Origin of the sequence: Paenibacillus chitinolyticus, from assembly GCF_045038035.1 — a bacterium.
Taxonomy (GTDB): Bacteria; Bacillota; Bacilli; order Paenibacillales; family NBRC-103111; genus Paenibacillus_F; species Paenibacillus_F chitinolyticus_A.
Map to the genome: position 1 here is coordinate 414246 of NZ_CP173427.1, position 21292 is coordinate 435537.

Sequence of the window (21292 nt, forward strand, 5' to 3'; positions counted from 1 at the left end):
ATTGTGGTATTATCAAGGAATAGACAGATAAAGATAAGTAAAAAATCCGGATTTTTACGCGTTGATTTGGGGGAACTCCAGTGGAATTATTCGCAGATATTTCCATCACAGATATTATAGATATCTCGATTGTCAGTTATGTGGTTTATAAATTAATTATGCTGCTGCGCGGGACAAGAGCCGTACAGCTCATGAAAGGGATCATTGTCGTACTGGTCGCCTGGGCCCTCAGTGTTGCTTTCAACCTGAATACGCTGCAGTGGATCATGAACCAGATGTTTACGGTGGGTCTGATCGCCATTATTATTATTTTTCAGCCGGAGCTTAGAAGAGCCCTGGAACAGCTGGGCCGCGGCCGGCTTTTCTCACGCAGTTCGATGGACGTGGACCAGGACGTCAACATACGGATCGGCGAAGTGATTAAGGCGATGAATTACTTGTCCCGGCGCAAAATCGGGGCTTTGATCGTCTTTGAAAAGGAAACGGGCCTGACTGACTACATCGAGTCGGGAATAGCCATAGGCGGACGGATCAGTTCCGAGCTGCTTATTAATATTTTTATTCCGAACACGCCTTTGCACGACGGTGCGGTTATTATACGGAACAACCAACTGATGGCGGCGGGTTGTTATTTGCCCCTCTCGGAAAATCCTTTTATCAGTAAGGAGCTTGGCACCCGGCACAGAGCGGCTATCGGAATGAGCGAGGTTTCGGATGCCGTTTGCTTGATCGTGTCCGAGGAGACGGGACAAATTTCACTGTCGCTGAACGGGCAGGTCGTCCGAGATATCAAGGAAGAATCCTTGATTTCGAAGCTTTTTGATGAATTGAAGCCTAAGGCCAAAGACCGTCAAAACCCTTTCAAGAAATGGTGGGAGGGACGCAAACGTGGATAGATGGCTGAGAAATACAAATGTCGTCCGGGTGATCGCGGTCATTATCGGAATTCTTCTGTGGGCGGTTGTCCGGATGGAAGGCACTACCGTGACCAATTCGAGTACGGGGGGAATTAAAGAGCTGCCGATCAGCAATGTACAAATTACGCCGAAATACGATTCGGATAAATATTATATTTCTTCGATTGAGCCTAGCCGGGTCCAGGTGATCTTGAAAGGGAAAGATTCCGCGCTTAAGCGGGTGAGCACGAGTGAGTACAAGGTCGTGCTGGATTTGACCAAGGCCGGCGGTAAAGGCGAGTATGTCCTTCCGTTGGAGGCGGTCGGTTTCCCGTCATCTTTGCAGGTGGACATCGTGCCGCGGAACGTCAAGGTGGTCGTCGAGGAGCAGGAAATGAAGGAAGTTCCTGTGAAAATCAATGTAAAGGGAACTCCTCAGCCCGGGTATAAATCCGGCGACCCTATCGCCAAACCGAGCAAGGTGCATGTATCCGTTCCGGCGAGCAAGGCGGACGAGGTGGCGACGGTTCAAGGGGAAATCTCGGTAGATAAAGCCGATTCGGCGGTAACCAAGCAGGTGAAGCTGAAGGTCTATAACAAAGAAGGCCGCGAGCTGCCTTACGATATAAGGCCTGCCGTAGTGGACGTGGATGTCCCCGTTACGAGTCCGTTTAAAACAGTGCCTCTGCAGATTCAACTGACGGGCAGTCTGCCTCCCGGTTACAGCATCGGTTCGGTCAAGCAGAATCCGGACAAGATCATGGTCTACGGGCCGCAAAACGTGCTGGACGGAATGGACTTCTATTCGGGTGTTACGCTTAAGATCGACGGGCTCAAGGAAACGAAAGAATTTACGCTGGACATTCCTTTGCAAAAAGGGGTGACTCAGATTGAGCCGACGAAGGTACAGGTAACCGTCGAAATCGTCTCTTCCATCAAAAAGGAGTATCCGGGAATCCCCTTGAAAATAGTGGGACAGGCGGAAGGAACGGAAGTGAAGTTCACGGATCCTCCTAACGGCAGCATCACGCTGACCCTGGAAGGAGCGGCGCCTCAAATGGAGGCCGTTAAACCGGAAGACATCCAGGCTATCGTGGATGTGAGCAATTTACCTCCAGGGACGCACGAATTGCCGATTACTCTCAATCTGCCGCCGTACATCAAAGATGGCGGGACACAGGTGACGAAGGCCAAGGTCGTCATTTCGGCGGCTCCGACGCAAACCGAGTCGAAAAATCCGAGTCCTACACCGACTCCAACTCCAACCCAGAAACCGGATGCCGTGGGAGAAACGGTCCCTAAAAAGGAGCCGTAACCCCCTAAACGGGAGTTTTCCTTCGTAAGTTATAAGGGATATGTTAAAATCATGACAAGTTACCAGGATTTATAAAGAAGCCGATATGGCATTCACGTGCCGTTTATGAGAAGAGGGGAAGAGAACGATGGGGAAATATTTTGGAACGGATGGAGTTCGCGGAGTAGCCAATAAGGAGCTGACACCGGAGCTGGCTTTTGAAATCGGACGCTGTGGAGGATATGTGCTGACACGTCAGGCTCAGCACCCGAAGGTAGTCATCGGCCAGGACACGCGTATTTCGGGTCCTATGCTGGAAGCGGCGCTGGTCGCGGGTCTCCTGTCGATCGGAGCGAACGTGATCCGCCTCGGCGTCGTATCTACACCTGCCGTCGCGTATTTGACGCGCGTGCTTGGCGCCGACGCCGGCGTGATGATCTCCGCCTCCCATAATCCCGTGGAAGACAACGGGATCAAATTTTTCGGCGGAGACGGGTTTAAGCTGCTCGATGAGACGGAGCTCGAAATCGAGCGCCTCCTCGACGCGGACGGCGACGAGCTGCCGCGGCCGGTGGGCGGCGAGATCGGTTCCGTGTCGGATGATCCGAAGGCGAAGTTCCTGTACGCCGACTTCGTCAAGTCGACCGTGCAGCATTCGTTCGGCGGCATGAAGATTGTGATGGACTGCGCGAACGGAGCCGCTTACGAGCTGGCGCCTAAGATTTTCCGCGAGCTGGGAGCGGAAGTGATTACGCTGGGAGCGGAGCCGAACGGGCGCAACATCAACGACGGCTGCGGTTCGACACATCCGGAGAATCTGCAGAAAGCCGTCGTGGAGCACGGCGCCAACCTCGGTCTTGCGTTCGACGGGGACGCGGACCGGCTCATCGCGATCGACGAGAACGGGGAAGAAGTCGACGGCGACTTCATTTTGAGCATCTGCGGAGATGCGATGAACCGTGCGGGCAAGCTGAATCACAGCACGATTGTGACGACGGTTATGGCCAACATCGGCTTCTTTAAGGGAATCGAGGGCCACGGGCTGAAAGCGACGCAGACGGCCGTAGGAGACCGTTACGTGATGGAAGAGATGCGTAAGGGCGGCTACAATCTGGGCGGCGAACAGTCCGGCCATGTCATTTTCCTCGATTACAATACGACCGGGGACGGTATTCTTACGGGCTTGCAGCTCGCTGACACCCTCGTGGCGGGAGGGCGCCCGCTTAGCGAAGTGAAGCGGATTATGCGGAAGTTCCCGCAGGTGCTCGTCAACGTGCGTGTAGCGGATAAAAGCAAGCTGCAGGACAATGCGGCCATTGCCGGCGCAATCAGTGCCGTAGAAAGCCAGCTGGGTGACAACGGCCGTGTGCTGGTGCGTCCGTCCGGGACGGAGTCTCTTATCCGCGTTATGGCGGAAGGGCCGGACAAGGATACGGTGGAAGGCTACGTCAATGACATCGTGGAGGTCGTGAAGCGGGAGCTCGGTTAATTCCGTGCGCGTTTTGCGGGCTTGATTTTGCCTGATATATAAGGGTATAGTCTGCTGTGTTGATTGGGTTGTGTAGGCCGCTTTTCTCTTAAGAGAGGAGCGGCTTTTTGGCATGCGGTTGGAGGGACAGAGGGCTGAGCGGTATGACAGAGGGAAGTAGAGTAGAGTGGAGTAAGAGGGTTGTGGGAGGGGGGATAAGAGGAGGGAGTTCAAGGAAGCGGGTGTAGATTCGCTGAAGGCCTGAGCTAATGAGCGGGCTCGCGATGGTTTAGATAATTAAAAAGTCCTGTGCAGTTGGACCCCGCTGCGGGAAACAGTTTTTGTTGAAAATTGAAGGCACCCGCTAGCCACCAGTTCCCGGAGCGAGGCGAGGCACCGCATGACGGGGTGTCAACCACACGTATGGAAGAAGAAAAGAGCCTGCAACCATGTAGTCGTACCTAGCCGAAGTGAGGCTCATACCGCGAATTTACACAAGATTTAACCGCCTAATATGGGGCTTGTATCTCATTTTGTATCGTGATAGTTGCAAAGCGGGGCCAAAATGAATATGATGGGTATATGTTTTTTTACTCATGCAGAGAAAGGTGGATAGTGTTTCGGCAACAACAAGCGCCAGAACTTGCGCGGGAAGCGTCTGAATTGTACATCCGGGTTAATTAACCCGGTATGGCAAAGATAACGTGGAGCCGGCAAGTTGACGAGGTGAAGGTGTTCGAATTTTTCGGCGGGGACCTTCCGGTAGTTCATTCCTACCGACAAGCTGGAGAGCAAACTGTCCGGGTGACCGGGCACACAAGAATCCAGCCGGATGATTCATAGCAAGGGATCAGGGCCGCATGCTTGATTTTAGAAGCAGCGATGGCTCTGGTTAAGGCTGCAGACGGGTCGTACGGAAACCGCTTAGGCGGACGAACGGAGTAGTCGTTTTTAGACAGGCGGAAAAGATCTTTGCCGAGCGGTGACGTTAGTGTATTGCGGCGCTGTTGGACGGGCGACCTCGGATATAGGGGCCTGTTTCTTCAGTTCTGTTTATCGCGGTGAAGACGCTGCTTGGGCAGCTTGTGTCTTTATGTGTCAGGCATCCTTTTATACTCGTTCCGGCTTATACGAGTGAGCCGCATTTTTTGAAAAACGCGAGCTCGGAAGCTTTTTTAAGTGCGCCTGTTAGAAGATTTCAGGGCATTTAGGACGAATAGAGGTGACCGGTTCACTTTTTAAAAACGGGTGTTAGGTAGACACTTGTAAAAGATAGTTTTTGATACGTAATGTATCGCGCGATTTGCGCTAATCTAACCGGATACCAAGGTGGAAGAAACGCTGAGATGGTTTTGGCGTTCCGGTTTTGAAATCATTCTTTTTAGACGAGATAAGGAATCGAAAATATATAAGCAGGACAGACGGCAGGAGTTTGAATTCGGGTGTGTGGCTCCATTCAGTGTTCCGCCGATCTTTGACAAACAGCCTATGAACGTTATTCGCAGGATGCGGAGCGGGTCATGGAGCTCAAATAATGGGGGTATTTTGTATGTGCGGAATCGTTGGATATATCGGTAAACGTGATTCTCAGGAAGTGTTGATCGAGGGATTGAAAAAGCTGGAGTACCGCGGATATGACTCGGCAGGCGTGGCCGTTTACACGGAGGGCGGGCTTCAAATCAAGAAGTCGAAAGGCCGTCTGGCCGTGCTGGAATCGCAGCTTAGCGATGCGCCTTTGAACGGAACGGTAGGAATCGGTCATACGCGCTGGGCGACGCACGGCAAGCCTTCGGATGAGAATTCGCACCCGCATACGGACAATTCGATGAAATTTTCGGTTGTTCACAACGGAATTATCGAGAATTATATGACGCTGAAAGAAGAGCTGATCGCTAAAGGGCACAAGTTCGTTTCGGAGACGGATACGGAAGTGATCTCCCATTTGATTGCCGATCTGTACGAAGGGGATATCGTCAAAACGGTTCAGCAGGCGGTTAAACAGATGCGGGGGGCTTTTGCACTTGGCGTGTTGACGGAGTATGAGCCGGACCGGCTTGTGGCCGTACGTTTGGCAAGTCCATTAATCATCGGGGTAGGCGAGGGAGAGAACTTCATCGGCTCGGACATTCCGGCGATTCTGGAATATACACGCAACGTGTACATTCTGAACGATGGCGAAATGGCGCTGCTTACGCGGGACGGTGTCGAATTGATGACAATCGAGGGGAATTTTATTTCTCGGGAAATGTTCCGCGTGGACTGGGATCTGGTAACGGCTGAAAAAGCGGGCTTCGATCACTTCATGATGAAGGAAATCTATGACCAGCCGAAAGCTTACCGCGATACGATCGGCAGCCGTATTTCCGAAGCGGGCGACCGCGTGATTCTGGATGAAATTTCGATGACAGCCGATCAAATTCGGACTATTCGGAATATCCAGATCGTAGCCTGCGGTACGGCGTACCATGCCGGGCTTGTCGGTAAAAGCGTCATCGAAAAGCTGGCGCGCATCCCGGTTGAAACGGATGTGGCTTCGGAGTACCGTTACCGGTCGCCGATCATCACCCCGGAAACGCTGGTCATTGTCGTGAGCCAATCCGGCGAAACGGCGGATACGCTGGCCGCGCTGCGCGAGGCGAAAAGAAACGGTGCGCGCGTGCTGGCGATCACCAACGTAGTCGGCAGCTCCGTATCCCGGGAAGCGGACGACGTGATCGTGACGTGGGCGGGGCCGGAAATTGCCGTTGCTTCGACGAAGGCTTATACGACACAGCTGCTGGCGTTCTATCTGCTGGGCTTGTTCCTCGCGCAGACGCTGGAAACCGTGGAGCCGGCGGAAATCCGCCGCACCCTGGCGGCTATGCAGAGCCTGCCGGAGCAGGTGGAAAGCATTCTGGCGCGGGGCGAAGAGATCAAAGCCTATGCGGAGCAGATTGCACCGCACGAGCACTTGTTCTTCATCGGCCGCGGCATCGACTATGCGGTAGCGCTGGAAGGCTCGCTTAAGCTGAAGGAGATTTCTTACATTCACTCCGAAGCTTATCCGGCCGGCGAGCTGAAGCACGGAACGCTCGCGCTGATCGAGGATGATGTGCCGGTGATTGCTCTGGGCCTGCAATCCGACCTTCAGGAGAAGACGGTGAGCAACGTCAAGGAAGTCACGGCACGCGGCGGCAAAGTGCTGGGGATTGCTTACGAGGGAGACGCCGAGTTCGCAAAATCGGTGGATCAGACGTTCAGCATCCCGCGGACGCTGGATGTGCTGTCCCCTGCGCTGACCGTGATTCCGCTTCAACTGCTTTCGTACTATGCGTCACTGGCACGCGGGAACGACGTGGATAAACCGCGCAACCTGGCGAAGAGCGTGACGGTGGAGTAGGGCGGAAGCGGGAAAGTAGCAGTGTGAATGCGTTAAATATTGTTTGTAACTGCAAAATATAGATTTTAACTGCTGTTCGATGAGATTATAGTTGCGAACTAAACCATATAGTTGTGAAGTGTAAATTAAAGATATGAAATCTACATGATAAGGATGAAGTAGTTTGATGGTCCCGAAGTTAATGACTTCCGGGACCATTATTTTTATGAAAAATGCTTTTACATCGTGCATTAAAGCTAGGTCATCAAACAACATCACCTTTCGCCGTCCTCAGCAAAAGTTACGGCCTGGCAGGTAAAACATCTGCGCCCCGATTGTTGAAATTGCAGATTGGAAAGAAAATTGCAAGATTTTCCTCTTAGAGATAATATTATTTAATAATTTCGCCGTTAAGCCCGAGCTCCACCCCCTTGGCCATTTATATATGATCTCATTTGATTCCTTATAGTATTGCCAATGAATCATTAAGCAGGTAGCCTCGGGAAACGATATTTCCCAAAGCGATGGTTTGCGAATAAAGGCCCGAGGGGACAAGACCGCGGGCTTCTAATTAGGCTTTGAAGTTTGTGCTTGGCAATGAACGTTATACGCTCGAAGAAGAGGACAGCAATAAGACATCTTCCGGGAACCGCAAAAAGATTTCAATCTGATGGCTTCGCCCTTTTTTTGTAAAGGGCGAAGCCATTAGTCGTTTTTGTGGATAATAGCGAGCTGCTCGCTATAGGCGGGTTTATGGAAACCAAATTTGGAGGTGACTCTTTGTTCACTAAGCAACTGATTCGCTATCCATTTTTTCGTCCTTAGCCATGTTAGCTACACGCCCAAATTGTACATAATAAAGTGCAGCCATCACAGCGACCAGAACAGCAAGTGCCAGGAAAATGTTGCTATATACGAGAGTAGTGCTATTTTGAGGTATCGGATTTAAGCGAACGGTCGATGTTCCGGAATCCAGTACCTTGCCGATAGCAGCTGTTGATGCAGCCGAAGAAATAAAAGTGATCATGGAGAACAATCCCATTCCTACTCCTATATGCTCTTTTGATAGCGTTCGTGAAACGGTGCTCGACATCGCAATTTGCATGAAAGATTGACCAAGAACACCGAAGATAAGGAAGATCGCAATAAAGACTGGCGACATGCCAACAACTGAAGACAAACAGATGAAACCGATAATAAGAAGCGCTGCTGCTGTATACACAAGAATCGGATTTCCCTTTTCATCAGCTAATTTTCCGCCCCGCCGACCCAAAAACGCGGCCATAAGGGCTGACGGCAACATAACCATTCCGATGAAAACCGGTGACAAATGGTGTACAGAAGAAAGCAACTGAGGTGTAATGAATGGAATAGCAAAGCTAATCCCCACCATCACGAAAGTAATAATAAGACCGTATGAAAACGGCTTGTTTCGAAAAATAGCCGGGTTTATGAACGGCGCTGATGCATAGCGTATACGTAATAAGAAAAAAGCGAAAGAAATAGTACCCGCCAAGACAAGCCAAATATTTTCGTTTGTTAATGCCAGTAACAGAATGGCTACTGTGCCCGCCAAAAGTGAACCGCCAATAAAATCCATTTTGCTGACGACTCTCTTTTCGTCATCCAAATACTTCCTGTATATGGGCAATGTAAGTAGCGATAAAAGTGAAATCACAAATAAAACCCGCCAGTTCCACGTACTGCTCACCACACCAGCAATGATCGGACCGATTGCCAGACCGATTGCGTACCCGATTGCGACGGTACCCAACGCACGACCGCGCCTTTCGGGTGAAAAGTAACGAACCGGCACGATCATTGCAATCGCCGGAATGACCGAAGCACCAGCTGCCTGTACAATTCTCCCCACAATTACCATCCAATATTGAATAGCCACTAAGCCTACAACAGATCCAATTGCAAAAAATAGCAGACCAAACGTCAACAAATTCTTCAAGCTGTATCTGTCTGTCAATTTTCCGTAAGTTACCGAGCCAATTGCATATACAATCATATAGCTCGTGATGATCCAGCTCACTTGCGATGGCGAAAGTTGAAATTGTTTACTGATAGTCGGAAGTACAACATTAAACATGGTTGCATTCATGACGGAGATAATAAGCGTAAAGACAAGAATACCAAGTAATAACTCTCCGTTATTCTTTTGAATGCTAGGATTGGTTTGCATGTGGCATGCCTCTTTTCTATAGGACAAAACAGCATTGCTGAAGCAACGCACCTGTATTCCTTTGATAATGAATTTATCACTCAAGTACATCCGTAAAATCTAAGCATTACTTTGCCCCAATGACAAAGTAATGCTTCAAAAGCCGGTTGGTGTTCAACCCAAAAGCACAGAAAAGCGCTCATAATTGAGGGCTTTTCTGTTTTTCGAGACAATTTTGATTTTGTTTTTGATTTTGCTCCCACAGCCGCAAATGATCGTATGCTTCAAAACTTTAATTGGCTGCTGGCACATGGGGCATACACTTGGATGATGCAGATCGTTCAGCTTCACCGCTTCTTCCGTACTTGACGCTGCTTCGATTGGAGCATTGGACGTTCCTGCCCCGTTGCTGTTTGCGAACAACAACGCATTCATACCATCGTCTCCTATGACCACAAGCGACTTGGGTTACTTGATTTCTCCTGTTGCCACGAGAACGGCTCTCCCCAGCGTATGGCTCAGCATGGTAAATCCTAAGAGAGCCGGCGTGGCATTAGGGTCGACGCCGATATTCTCGACATCCAGGGAATGAACGACAAAATAATATCGATGAGGCCCGTGTCCCGCTGGAGGCGCCGCACCGATAAAGCGTTCGAGTCGCGCATCGTTCGGCAGTTGCAAGGCGCCTTGCGGCAAACCGCTGCCATGCTCGTCGCCTGCGCCGGTCGGCAGTTCGGTGACGCTGGCAGGGATGTTGATAACGGCCCAGTGCCAGAAGCCCGATCCGGTCGGGGCATCCGGGTCATACGCGGTTACGGCGAAACTCTTCGTCCCTTCGGGTGCACCGGACCATTTCAAGTGTGGCGAAAGATCTTTGCCGCCCTCCACTCCAAATGAGTATTGATGGGGTGGTAGAGGAAGTCCCTCCGTAATGTCGTTACTCGTCACCTGAAAGACAGCGACTTCTGGCAATTTGGCAAACGGGTTGTTACTCACTGTAAATTACCTCCTTTTCATGAACACAAATTCGATTATAGTATTAAGAATCGATTTTGTAAATAAAAAACGTTTTATGTTTTTATAATCGAGTTTGTTCTTTGTTTTTTATTGATTTTGGTGTAAACTATTTAAACGAGTATAATCCCGATGTGTTTGAAGGATGGTGTCAGCTTCATGGCCAAAAGAAACGGTTCATCCACTTTAAGCGAAAATGTCACGAAGAAACTGCAGTCTGATATTCTGGCCGGACAATATGAACCAGGCTCTCCATTAACCGTATCGGAATTAGCGAAGGGTTTCGATGTCTCGGTTGCCGTCGTTCGAGAAGCACTGACCCGGTTGGCGACCCAAGGACTTGTCTTGCAAAACCCGAATCACGGATTTTCAGTGAAGTCGGTGTCGGAAGAAGAACTGAATAGCATCATAGAAGCGCGGTTGCTCAATGAATCGGAAGCATTACGCCTGTCCATCACCCACGGTGATCTCACATGGGAATCCAATGTAATAGCCGTTCACCACAAATTATCGCAAACGGCCGAGTACGAGGAAGTGAATCAAAAGCTTATCGTTCGCGAAGAGTGGTCCGACATCCACCGACAATTTCATTACGAACTTATCGCCGCATGTCCAAATCCGATTCTCCTGGGATTCTGCGGACGTCTTTGGGATTTGAGCGAATTTTATCGACATTGGTCGTTCCAGCATCAGCCAAATCGCGATGGCCGCGCCGAACATAAGGCATTAACAGATGCCGTTCTTAGCCGTGACAGCGAGCATGCCGTCGAGATCTTTAGAGCGCACATCCAACTCACTGTGGATAACCTGTTTGACCAAAGATAAGAGGAGTATGCTTGCAAACCGCAGCTTTTACCTTTACCCAAGTCCGTTGTAGATAAGTAGCGATATAATCCGGTAGTTGGCTGCCCATTATTTGAGCAACTGACCTCTAACACCACCATACATACCGTTCGGTAATACGGCGGTTTCTAAGCTTATGTCGTGACTTGTCGGTAATAATCTGAAAAAATAGGAATGCTTGATCTTTGAGGATATTATTTCTGAGGTACTTGGGTAGGATGGGGCTATTGGAGATTTGCCAGTAGCTTTTTCTCATGTTCGCTTATTCCTATTTCAAGCGGCTGCCTGTGTTCATTTAACGGGCAGTTTAGGTTAAACAGTTTTATCCCACCGAGTTGAAATATAAGAGGCCGGGAGGCGCGGGTTTGCTCGTGTAGCCGATTCCCGGTCCATGTACCTAAAAAAAGCAAGATCGGGGAGTGTCCTTATCCGGAAAGCGGTAGGTACGAGATTAGGTGCGTATTGTACAATTCCATAAAAAAAGGACCCGATTTTGATCGGGTCCCAGATTGCAGCGTCAAGTTTATGCCATGTGTTCACTTGAACGCACTTTTGTTACGGAATGTACTGCTGAACGATTTTCACGACCTTATGGTCTTTGATCGTTAAATGGAACGGGAATGTGCTCACATCGAGCAGATTATTGTTATGATAAATGGCTAGGAACTTGGTCAGCGACACTTCTTCGTTCCACTTGACGTCCACGCCTTCGTAAGTGCCGTCATGATCGTAAAGCTGCATCAGGACCTGGGCGTTCGGATCGATTTCGAAGCTTTCGAGCTTCTCCTGATCGTTAACGATATAGTAGCCGTCGGGAGCGTGCGTCATATCGCCGATATCCGTTTCATGTTCAAGGAACTTTTGATCGGCTTCTGCGCCTTCGTACCACTCGATTTGGTCTCCTTGCAGATAGAGAGAGCCGTTTTTATTTTCAAGGGAAGAAATCATAACGGTTACGGTGTCCTCGCTGCGGGGAACGGGGGTATATTCGGAATCGACTGCATTGGCGGAAGTGACGAAAGCCAGCATAGATATCATCAGAGTAGTGAAAAAGACCATCTTTTTCATGTGTGTAAACCCCTTTGCGGAAAAATGATTAGGATGCCTTACAGATTCTTTACCCGGCTGGGCCGGTTTAAAACGCTCTGTCGGGCTTGTTACTCTCATCATAAACCAAATCGCGCATGGAATGGTCACAATGTAGTTACAAACGGTCCGTAATCAGATAACCTTCTTCCGGTTCAAATTCAACAAAACCGGCCATGTGGCGGGCTTGATACGTTAAGGGGCTGCTGCCGCCTGCCAGAAGGATGTTCAGCGTATCCCGTGTGCCTTCCGAAGGCAGGTAAAAAGCTTTCCTGGTAGAAAAAACCTCGCCAAGGGTCGTGTAAATGGCGCTGATCTGGTGGTCGTGCATGCTTTTGCCGAACAGATTCATGAGTATGGCACCGTCCGGATTCAGCTTGCTGCGGCTGAGCTCGAAGAATTGGCGGGAGACGAGGTGCCGGGGGGTCCCTTTCTCGGTAAAGGCATCCAGGATCACGTAATCGTACGCCTCCGGCGGCTCCTGATCCAGAATCTCACGCCCGTCGCCGAGAAGGATATTTTCCCGCTCACAGCCGAAATAGGTTCTGCTCAGTTCCAGGACTTTAGGATCGTATTCCGCAATGGTGAACCGTTTCTGCGGATAGTGCCCCGCCAGAGTCCCGATTCCGTGGCCGATCATAAACACGTTTTCGAAAGCGGGCCGGTTCATCTCCATGAGATGGATAATCGCTCTTGGATATTCGAATAGGATGCGCCCGGGATTGTTCAGATCAAGCGCTCCTTGTATGGCCTCATTCGCGAATTGGAGGACGCGGAAGCGGCCTTTCTCGCCGTACAATTCGTTCGTGTCGTAAACCCGGATCACATGGCCGGGTCCCGTTTCTTCAAAAAGCAGCTGCAAAATGTCCGTTCTCCTTTGCGGTGCGCTCGAAGCGCTGGAAATGTCATAACCAGTATACCATTCCGGCAGGCTTCTCAGGTTTGGCTGGGGGCGATGCCTCTCGCTTCCACGAGATGGAAGACGAGAAAGATTGGCCGGGGCGGAGGCCTCGCAACCGGAACAAAGCCGCGGGCAGAAGATCCGCGGCTTTGTCTTTTAATCTTCTACGATGCGGGGAAGGGTAAACTGGGCTTCCGGAATCCAGCGCTGCCGGTAAAAGTCGCGTCCTTTGATGCTGACTTTGTCCTTGTATACTTCGACATACAGGCCCTCGCTTTCGTCCGGACCCGTAAGCATTTCGCCTCCGTTTCCGTTGTCTGTCCAAGGCTGGATGACGGAGGACGAATTCACCATCGTAAACTTGTCTTGGACGAGGGTGCCCGGCAGCTTAAGCTCCCAGTGGGTATGACCCGAGAAGAAGATCGCCTGGGGATAGGCCGAGAGGATTTTTCTCAGTTCCTCGTGCTGAACGACGGCCCGGTTATTGACGCAGCAGAAGCTCGTGCCGGATACGGTGCCGGGAAGCGGCTGATGCAGGAAGACGAAGACGGGCTTGCCGCTCGCGGCTCCTTTCCGCAGGGAAGCTTTGAGGAATTCAAGCTGCTCCCCCGAAAGCCAGGCATCCTCCAAGTTGCTCGGATCCGACTGACGGTATTGTTCCGAGCCCAGGAAGATGAAGCGGAAGCCGTTCACCACCTGATCGCCGTAAACTTTTTTCTTGCCGGAGAGCTGAAGAAATCGTCCGATAGACGCTTGCTCCGTCTCGCCGTTCGGAAAAGCGTCCGCATTCCAGGAGCCGCCGCCATCGATCCAGGCTTTGTAGTATTCATGGTTGCCCATCGTGTAAAACACTTTGCGCGGATGCGGGTTCCGCTCCATCAGCTCGCTCAGCTTAGCGTAGTCCGCCGGCATGCCGTTCGTGAGATCGCCGTTGATGACAAGCGCGTCCGCGTTGGGGTCCAGCGTATGGAGATCGCTCAGGGCCGCTTTGAGCTTTTGATGCGATTGCGGGACCCATGACTGGATGTGAATATCGCTGAGGACGGGAAAAGCGAGAAGCGGCTTCTCTTTCCCGGGTTTGGCGCCGACGGCGGAAGGAATCACGGCGGCTGCCAGAAGCGATAAAGACAGGGCTGCCGAGAGGAACGTTTTTCGTAACATAGAGCCTCCTCGTTCATCGATTTTATTTACATTTCTTACCATACCTATTATTTGTCAGAGGGAGACCGTTGTTGTGTATAGGTTTTATGAATGAGGCTAGGTATTTTACTTAATTTTTAAAAAAAGTTTACAGCAGCCGCGGCGATCCGATATCCTGAATGAGACTACATATAGAGAGGTGACCCCATGACTGGCATTATCAACTACCCCGTATTTCTGATGACGGGCATTCTGCTGAATTTGATTCCCGGGGCGGACACGATGTATATCATCGGCAGAAGTGTGGCTCAAGGAAGAAAAGCGGGAATTTACTCCGTGCTCGGCATTATTACGGGCTCGCTTGTGCATACGCTACTCGTCGCGTTCGGGTTGTCGCTGGTGCTTACAAAATCGCTCGTCTTGTTTAACGCGATCAAAATAGCGGGTGTCCTTTACCTCGTGTACCTTGGCGTACGGATGCTGCTGGATAAATCGGGATTGACTCCCGCGGCGGCACAGGCTCAGCTCAACTTGAAAAAGGTTTTCGTGCAGGGTATGCTGACAAGTTTGACGAATCCTAAAGTCGCTTTATTTTTCGTGGCGTTTCTGCCGCAGTTTATCGACTCAAACGCGTCCGGCCCCCTTCCTTTTCTCATTCTGGGGCTAACCTTTTCGCTTACGGGACTGGTCTGGTGTCTCGGAATCGCTTTTTTTGCTTCGGTTTTTACTCAGAAACTGAGAGAGAACGAACGGATCGGGAATCTGTTGAACAAAATCACCGGTGTAATTTTTATCGGAATGGGTCTGAAGCTGCTTCAAACTAAAGCTCCACAATAAGCGCGAGCAGGACCACGTCGATTGGCGATTTTCCGGTAAACGCAGAACAAGCAGCAAACGTAAGGGGCCTTTGGCACAAAGGACAGCGGATTCAACCGGAAACGGAGACAGGCCGGAGCGGCTTGTCCATATGTAAATGCAGGCGGGAGAGGGGACCCTTTCCCGTCTTTGTTTTGCCCGGGGAGCTCATATCAGACAAGATAGTCCACCTTTTTGACAATCTTTGGGGTCGTTTTGCGGCTTGTCCATTCTTTATAATACAATTTGTAAGCGATTTCATATAAAGGAGGGAAATGACACCTTACCTAACCGGGTCTTTTTTTAGGCAGCGCACACGAAAAGCCGCAGCTTAACCGGACTACATAAGACGAAGGGTTCAAGGGAATGAGAGAACAAAGGCAGCCGGCTGCGGGGCGCGGGGATTCTTGTACTCTCGATAAAATGATTGATAAAGGAAGGGTGTATGGGATGAGTTTGAAGAACCAAAGCTTGAAAAAAGCGGCCCTGCAGCTGCTCGGTTTCATTCTGGTAATGACGACAGTTCTGGGCTGGGGACCGGCCAAGGCCGGTGCTGCTGTTGCCGGTGATTTTCAAGCATCGGTGATGGGACCGCTGACGAAGGTTACGGACTGGAACTCCTTCAAGAACCAGCTTCGCACGTTAAAAAGCAACGGAGTATACGCCGTCACGACCGATGTCTGGTGGGGGATGGTGGAAAGCGCCGGGGATAACCAATTCGACTGGAGCTATTACAAGACGTACGCGGATGCCGTGCGGGAAGCGGGGCTAAAGTGGGTTCCGATCTTGTCCACGCACAAATGCGGCGGCAATGTCGGGGACGACTGTAACATTCCGCTGCCGAACTGGCTGTGGGCTAAAGGAACGGCGGATCAGATGCAGTTCAAAAGCGAAACCGGTTATGTAAACAACGAAGCCGTGTCGCCTTTCTGGAGCGGGCTGGGCACTCAGTACAGCGAGCTTTACGCTTCTTTTGCGGCTAATTTCGCTTCCTATAAGGGTATTATTCCGAAGATTTATTTAAGCGGAGGCCCGTCCGGGGAATTGAGATTTCCCTCTTACTATCCGGCTGCCGGATGGAGCTACCCGTCCCGGGGCAAGTTCCAGGCTTACACGGATACCGCGAAGCAGGCGTTCCGCACGGCCATGACGGCCAAATACGGATCGCTCGGCGGAATCAACAGCGCATGGGGCCTGAGCCTGACTTCGGTCGATCAGATCAGTCCTCCTAATGACGGAGACGGCTTCTACACGAACGGAGGCTACAAGACCGCTTACGGTAAAGATTTTCTGTCCTGGTACCAAAGCGTGCTGGAAAATCATCTGGGCGTAATCGGCAGTGCCGCGCACAAAAATTTCGATTCCGTATTCGGCGTGCCGATCGGAGCCAAGGTATCCGGCGTCCACTGGCAGATGACGAATCCGTCCATGCCGCACAGCGCGGAGCAGGCTGCCGGTTATTACGATTACAACCGTCTGCTGCAAAAGTTTAAGGACAGCAATCTGGATCTGACGTTCACCTGCCTGGAGATGTTCGACAGCGGAAGCGCGCCGAATTACTCCATGCCCTCTACCCTTGTCGATACCGTAGCGGGTATCGCGAACGCCAAAGGCGTCCGCCTCAACGGGGAAAATGCGCTACCGGCTTCGGGAACGGCCGCTTTCCAGAAGATCGAGGAGAAGCTGACCCGCTTCGGATTCAGCGGTTTTACGCTTCTGCGTCTGGCTAACGTCGTGAATGCGGACGGCTCCGCAACCGGCGAGATGGCGAACTTCAAGAAGTATGTCATCAGCCATGCGGGAACGGGTTCGGGGGGCACGAACAATACCGCAACCGTGTACTACAAGAAAGGTTACTCAAGCCCGTACATCCATTACCGTCCAGCAGGAGGGACCTGGACAGCCGTACCGGGCGTAAAAATGGCCGATTCCGAAATTAGCGGCTACGCCAAAATCACAGTCAATATCGGCGCGGCGACTCAATTGGAAGCGGCTTTTAACGACGGGAACAACAACTGGGACAGCAACAGCATGAACAACTATTTCTTCGGCACCGGCACTTCCACTTACACGCCCGGCACGGGCGGAGCGGCAGGAACCGTTAAAGCCGGAGGGCCCGCTTAACTTCTTCCCGCGCTTACCGCAAGCAGAAAAGGGAAAAGGGAGGGAACCAACCGCCCGATGGTTTCTTCGAACGGCCGCCAGCCCGAAGCTGACGGCCGTTTTTCTGTGGAGCAGCAGGGAGCTGTAAGGCTGTAAAAGTCTATATCGGCCCGTGAAAGGAAGTGCAAAGAAAGCGTTTTATCTTTACAAAAAAATACCACTTCTCCTGACTTATCCATGGTAGAATGAGGTCGAAAGTTTAACTAGCTTCCAGCATAAAGGAGGAAATTCATGAAGAAGAGATTCGCAGGGTGGAAGGCTAAGGTTTTCAAGGCTTCACTCGCTCTATCCGCGGCGCTTTCCGTGCAAGTATTGACCGATGGTTGGCAGGTGAAGGCGGAAGGTCCGGCCGATCCGGCACCCTATATTGAAGCGAAAATCGTCAATGAGAACGCCGGTAAAAAGGTGCTTTTCGACAACACCCACGCTCAAACGGCGGGAGCCGCGGACTGGGTCATCGACGGCGGGTTCTCCGATTTCGGCAATGCTTTGGCGAATAACGGCTACTACGTGAAGGAACTCCGCAAAACGACGCCGATCACGCTGGCCGACTTAAGCGGATACGATGTTTTTGTAGTCGCGGAAGCGAATATTCCATACAAGGCGAGCGAACAGGCGGCCATGGCGGCCTATGTGGAAGGCGGCGGAAGCATTTTCTTCGTCGGCGACCACTACAACGCGGACCGCAACAAGAACCGCTGGGACGGCTCCGAAGTCTTCAACGGCTACCGCCGCGGCGCCTGGGACAATCCGGCAAAAGGCATGAGCGCGGAAGAAGCGGGCTCGGCGGCTATGCAGGACGTCGTCAGCTCCGACTGGCTCGGCTCCCAGTTCGGCGTCCGCTTCCGCTACAATGCGCTCGGCGACATTACCGCCAACAACATTGTAGCTCCGGAGCAGGCCTTCGGCATCACGAAGGGCGTATCCTCGGTAGCGATGCACGCGGGCTCCACGCTGGCTATCATCGATCCGGCCAAGGCGAAGGGCATCGTGTATCTGCCGCAGACGAAAGCGGCTTGGGCCAACGCGGTCGATCAGGGTGTCTACAACGGCGGCGGAGTGGCGGAAGGACCGTACGTGGCCGTTGCCAAAAAAGGCGCGGGGAAAGCGGCTTTCATCGGCGATTCCTCTCCGGTCGAGGACGCCACGCCGAAGTATCTGCGCGAGGATACGGGCGCGAAGAAGACGACCTACGACGGCTTTAAAGAGGCGAATGACGGCGTGCTGCTCGTCAACACGATCAACTGGCTGGCGAAGAAAGAAAGCTACACGAGCCTGTCCCAGGTAAGCGGCCTCCAGCTCGACCAGCCGACGGCTCTGCTGCCTTTCGAGGCTCCGGCGGCTTCGACCGAGCCTCAGCCCGAACCTTGGGCGGCGCCGAACGCGGGCTACAAGTGGTATGACCGCGGCACGTTCAAGTCCGGCTCCTTCGGCAGCGGCGGCGGCACGACGGTGCCTTCCAACCCGGCGTACAGCTTCGTCCGCCAGGCGACTTTGCCGAACGCGGCGGACTTCCAGATCCGCGTCGTGGTTGACAATCTGCCGGCGAACACGACCGTTTCGGGCTTCAGCGCCGGCGTGTATCTGGCCACGGGAGGCACGCAGGTGGCGCAGGTCCAGAATGCGGACGGCACATGGCCGGCCTCTTACGGATACAGCGCGGCTTTCAGCCTCACATCCGACAGCAAGGGCCATGCTTACAAGGATCTTACCGTCCGCATTAAGCCGGGCACGACCGGCGCGGCTAACCTCAGGCTCCGCCAGAACGGAACCAACCTGAAGACGGAGGCCGTGTCGATCGCGAACGTGCCGGCCGAGCCGCTGCCGGATGAGCAGGGGCCGGTTCCGGCCAAGATTACCGTTGCCGAAGCGCGCGGCAAAGGCGAAGGGGCTCTGGTGACGCTGGAAGGCGTCGTTACGACAGAGCCGGGCATCTTCGGCGGCCAGTCCTTCTACCTGCAGGACGCAACCGGCGGTATTTATGTGTACCAGAACCTCGGCGGATTTCACGCCGGGGATGTAGTGAAGGTGACGGCCTCTACGGCCGTCTACAATTCGGAACTGGAATTAACCGATCCGGTCGAAGTCGCCAAAACGGGCGCTTCGGCCGTTCCTGCGCCCGTGAAGGCCGATGCCGTCACGGCCGGCAACCAGGGACAGCTCATCGAGCTGAGCGGAGTGACAATCGGCGCTGTCAAAAGCGCGGTGCCGGAGGGCTCCTTCGAGTTTGACGCCGTCAAAGGAGACGTGGTGAACCACATCCGCGTAGACGCGCGCACGGGGCTTACGCTGGCTGCTTTCCCGTATAAAGAAGGACAAACCGTTAACATCCGCGGCGCGGCGGCGATTTTCAAAGGCGCGTTCCAGCTGAAGCCGAGAGGACTGTCCGATTTCACGGCACAGGCGGATACGACGGCTCCGGTAACGGAAGCCGCTCTTTCGGAAACGGCCAACGCGGAGGGCTGGTTTAACAAGAACGTGACCGTTACCTTAACGGCCCGCGATAACGAAGGGGCTGCCGTTCTGACGCAGTACGATATCAACGGCGGCGAGGCGAAAGGCTATTCGGAGCCGTTCACCGTCGAAACCGAAGGAACGAACATCGTCCGTTACTATTCCACGGATGCTGCAGGCAACAAGGAGGAAGCCCAAACCCTTAGCATCAAGCTGGACAAAACGGCCCCGGCCGCGTCCCTGACGCTGAACGGACAAGCTGTCTCCGATGTGACGGACAAGGATTCTTTAACCTTCCGTCTGCTGAGTACGGATGCGGGGTCGGGAATTGCGGACCGTAAGCTAATCCTGGACGGGAAGGAAATTGCCGACGGCGAGACGCTGAAAGCGGGCGAGCTGGCTGTCGGCACGCATACCGTGCAGTACCGCGTGACGGATCTTGCCGGCAATACGGCGGCGGACACGTTCGGCTTCAACGTAAAGGCGAGCCTGACGCTTAGCAAGGTAGAGCTTACTTCCGGTAAAACCGTTCTGAAGCCCGGTGAAACGACCGACCTCCGAGTGAGCGGCACATGGAGCAACGGCACCGCAGCCGATTTAACCGTGGCGGAAGTCGTTTACCGCAGCAGCAATGAAGCGGCGGTTACGGTAAACGCGCAGGGAAGGCTTACGGCCGTCGGCGAAGGAACCGCGGATCTGACGGCTTCCGTAACGCTGGACGGCGTCACCGTCGTGTCGGGCGCGGTTACCGTTACGTCCGCCAAGCCTTTGGCAACGGGTGTTCCGGGCAAGCCGGTGCTGTCCTCGAACAATGGCTATGACGGCCTCAAAGGCGGCAGCTTTACCGTTACGATGAATATGTGGTGGGGCGCCAACGGCTCCGTGTACAAGCTGTACGAGAACGGCGTGCTGATCAGCACCCAGACGCTGAAGGACGCTTCACCGGCAGCTCAAACGGTCAAAACGGATATCAAAGGCAAAGCGAACGGAACGTATACGTACACGGCCGAGCTGATCAACGCTTACGGAACGACCGTAAGTTCGCCGCTCGTCGTGAACGTGACGGATGCCGCGCCGGGCAAGCCGGTTCTTTCCCAGGACAACTGGGACGGCGACGGCACCTACAAGGTGACGATGAACATGTGGTGGGGCACCAACGCTTCCGAATACCGGCTGTTTGAAAACGGTCAACTGATCGAAACGAAAGCGTTGAAAGAAGCGACTCCGGGCGCTCAGAGCGCAGTAACAAGTCTTACGGGACGGGCTCCGGGAACGTATGAGTACCGTGCCGAGCTTGTAAATGCCTCGGGTGTTGCCTCCAGCGAGAAAATTGTGGTGAAAGTAACCCGCTAGATTGCACGACTGGTTTGCTTCCTGTCCTCTGCATCCGGCCGCAAGGCTGGGAGGGATATGCCCGACTGCCGCTGTTTTTGGACAAACAAACTGCACTTATCGCAAAAGACTTCCATTTCCGCTTAAAGCGGAAGTGGAGGTCTTTCTTTTTTGAAGCTAGTTCCTGCCGGAGAAGGAGAGCAAATTCCTTCCCCAGTCCGGTGATTGCGCAGGAGAGCAGTTATACGATAAGGGTAGCGGCAGACAAAGAAAATGCACGGAGGAGCCTGAGAATCGAAGGGCGTCGGTAGACGGAAG

General features: G+C 52.7%; 14 protein-coding genes. 8 read left to right on the forward strand and 6 right to left on the reverse strand.

The features are described 5' to 3' along the window. Positions 1-80 precede the first annotated feature (80 nt). The 4 genes from cdaA to glmS all read left to right on the forward strand — a co-directional run bounded on the left by cdaA (position 81) and on the right by glmS (position 7037). Positions 81-896 (forward strand): diadenylate cyclase CdaA, encoded by an 816-nt coding sequence (cdaA, locus tag ACI48J_RS01995; protein WP_009675030.1) that lies wholly within the window; start codon positions 81-83, stop codon positions 894-896. After that, complete coding sequence (locus ACI48J_RS02000) at positions 889-2211, forward strand: YbbR-like domain-containing protein (protein ID WP_405081391.1); 1323 nt, start codon at positions 889-891, stop codon at positions 2209-2211. Before cdaA ends, ACI48J_RS02000 begins: the two co-directional genes overlap by 8 nt. A gap of 127 nt (positions 2212-2338) precedes the next feature. Beyond that, complete coding sequence (glmM, locus tag ACI48J_RS02005) at positions 2339-3679, forward strand: phosphoglucosamine mutase (RefSeq protein ID WP_326052085.1); 1341 nt, start codon at positions 2339-2341, stop codon at positions 3677-3679. A 1528-nt stretch (positions 3680-5207) separates the two neighbouring features. Beyond that, the gene (gene glmS / locus ACI48J_RS02010; protein ID WP_405081392.1) at positions 5208-7037 is read left to right on the forward strand and encodes a glutamine--fructose-6-phosphate transaminase (isomerizing); all 1830 of its coding nucleotides are present in this window, start codon (positions 5208-5210) and stop codon (positions 7035-7037) included. A 766-nt stretch (positions 7038-7803) separates the two neighbouring features. Here glmS and ACI48J_RS02015 read toward each other — a convergent pair. The 3 genes from ACI48J_RS02015 to ACI48J_RS02025 all read right to left on the reverse strand — a co-directional run bounded on the left by ACI48J_RS02015 (position 7804) and on the right by ACI48J_RS02025 (position 10182). Next, positions 7804-9207, reverse strand: a complete 1404-nt coding sequence (locus tag ACI48J_RS02015; protein ID WP_405081394.1) for an MFS transporter — start codon at positions 9205-9207, stop codon at positions 7804-7806. A 153-nt stretch (positions 9208-9360) separates the two neighbouring features. Further along, complete coding sequence (locus ACI48J_RS02020) at positions 9361-9621, reverse strand: hypothetical protein (RefSeq protein WP_405081395.1); 261 nt, start codon at positions 9619-9621, stop codon at positions 9361-9363. 33 nt (positions 9622-9654) lie between these two features. Next, positions 9655-10182 (reverse strand): YbhB/YbcL family Raf kinase inhibitor-like protein, encoded by a 528-nt coding sequence (locus tag ACI48J_RS02025; protein ID WP_405081397.1) that lies wholly within the window; start codon positions 10180-10182, stop codon positions 9655-9657. A gap of 177 nt (positions 10183-10359) precedes the next feature. Here ACI48J_RS02025 and ACI48J_RS02030 point away from each other — a divergent pair, with 177 nt between their 5' ends. Beyond that, positions 10360-11025: a GntR family transcriptional regulator gene (locus tag ACI48J_RS02030; protein WP_405081398.1), complete on the forward strand. Its 666-nt coding sequence runs from the start codon at positions 10360-10362 to the stop codon at positions 11023-11025. 573 nt (positions 11026-11598) lie between these two features. Here ACI48J_RS02030 and ACI48J_RS02035 read toward each other — a convergent pair. The 3 genes from ACI48J_RS02035 to ACI48J_RS02045 form a co-directional block, all read right to left on the reverse strand. Further along, positions 11599-12111 carry a hypothetical protein gene (locus ACI48J_RS02035; RefSeq protein ID WP_405081399.1) on the reverse strand — a complete coding sequence of 171 codons (513 nt, stop codon included), beginning with the start codon at positions 12109-12111 and terminating at the stop codon, positions 11599-11601. 136 nt (positions 12112-12247) lie between these two features. Then, entirely contained in the window at positions 12248-12991 is a 744-nt protein-coding gene (locus tag ACI48J_RS02040; protein ID WP_405081400.1) for a spermidine synthase, read from the reverse strand. A 195-nt stretch (positions 12992-13186) separates the two neighbouring features. Continuing rightward, positions 13187-14191 (reverse strand): metallophosphoesterase family protein, encoded by a 1005-nt coding sequence (locus ACI48J_RS02045; RefSeq protein WP_405081401.1) that lies wholly within the window; start codon positions 14189-14191, stop codon positions 13187-13189. A gap of 186 nt (positions 14192-14377) precedes the next feature. On the opposite strand from ACI48J_RS02045, the gene ACI48J_RS02050 reads away from it, so the two are divergent. The 3 genes from ACI48J_RS02050 (at position 14378) to ACI48J_RS02060 (ending at position 20995) form a co-directional block, all read left to right on the forward strand. Beyond that, the gene (locus ACI48J_RS02050) at positions 14378-15007 is read left to right on the forward strand and encodes a LysE family translocator (protein WP_326052074.1); all 630 of its coding nucleotides are present in this window, start codon (positions 14378-14380) and stop codon (positions 15005-15007) included. Between the two features lie 468 nt (positions 15008-15475). After that, on the forward strand, positions 15476-17149 hold the full coding sequence (locus tag ACI48J_RS02055; protein ID WP_405081402.1) for a family 14 glycosylhydrolase: 1674 nt from the start codon (positions 15476-15478) through the stop codon (positions 17147-17149). A 270-nt stretch (positions 17150-17419) separates the two neighbouring features. Continuing rightward, positions 17420-20995: an OmpL47-type beta-barrel domain-containing protein gene (locus tag ACI48J_RS02060; RefSeq protein ID WP_405081404.1), complete on the forward strand. Its 3576-nt coding sequence runs from the start codon at positions 17420-17422 to the stop codon at positions 20993-20995. Positions 20996-21292 lie beyond the last annotated feature (297 nt).

What these genes read in the sequence shown, in the direction of transcription:
- ACI48J_RS02035 (WP_405081399.1), bottom strand. Translation starts at nt 12,111, where the DNA reads ATGAAAAAGATGGTCTTTTTCACTACTCTGATGATATCTATGCTGGCT.
- ACI48J_RS02050 (WP_326052074.1), top strand. Translation starts at nt 14,378, where the DNA reads ATGACTGGCATTATCAACTACCCCGTATTTCTGATGACGGGCATTCTG.
- ACI48J_RS02055 (WP_405081402.1), top strand. Translation starts at nt 15,476, where the DNA reads ATGAGTTTGAAGAACCAAAGCTTGAAAAAAGCGGCCCTGCAGCTGCTC.
- ACI48J_RS02030 (WP_405081398.1), top strand. Translation starts at nt 10,360, where the DNA reads ATGGCCAAAAGAAACGGTTCATCCACTTTAAGCGAAAATGTCACGAAG.
- ACI48J_RS02015 (WP_405081394.1), bottom strand. Translation starts at nt 9,207, where the DNA reads ATGCAAACCAATCCTAGCATTCAAAAGAATAACGGAGAGTTATTACTT.
- ACI48J_RS02060 (WP_405081404.1), top strand. Translation starts at nt 17,420, where the DNA reads ATGAAGAAGAGATTCGCAGGGTGGAAGGCTAAGGTTTTCAAGGCTTCA.
- glmS (WP_405081392.1), top strand. Translation starts at nt 5,208, where the DNA reads ATGTGCGGAATCGTTGGATATATCGGTAAACGTGATTCTCAGGAAGTG.
- ACI48J_RS02045 (WP_405081401.1), bottom strand. Translation starts at nt 14,191, where the DNA reads ATGTTACGAAAAACGTTCCTCTCGGCAGCCCTGTCTTTATCGCTTCTG.
- glmM (WP_326052085.1), top strand. Translation starts at nt 2,339, where the DNA reads ATGGGGAAATATTTTGGAACGGATGGAGTTCGCGGAGTAGCCAATAAG.
- ACI48J_RS02020 (WP_405081395.1), bottom strand. Translation starts at nt 9,621, where the DNA reads ATGAATGCGTTGTTGTTCGCAAACAGCAACGGGGCAGGAACGTCCAAT.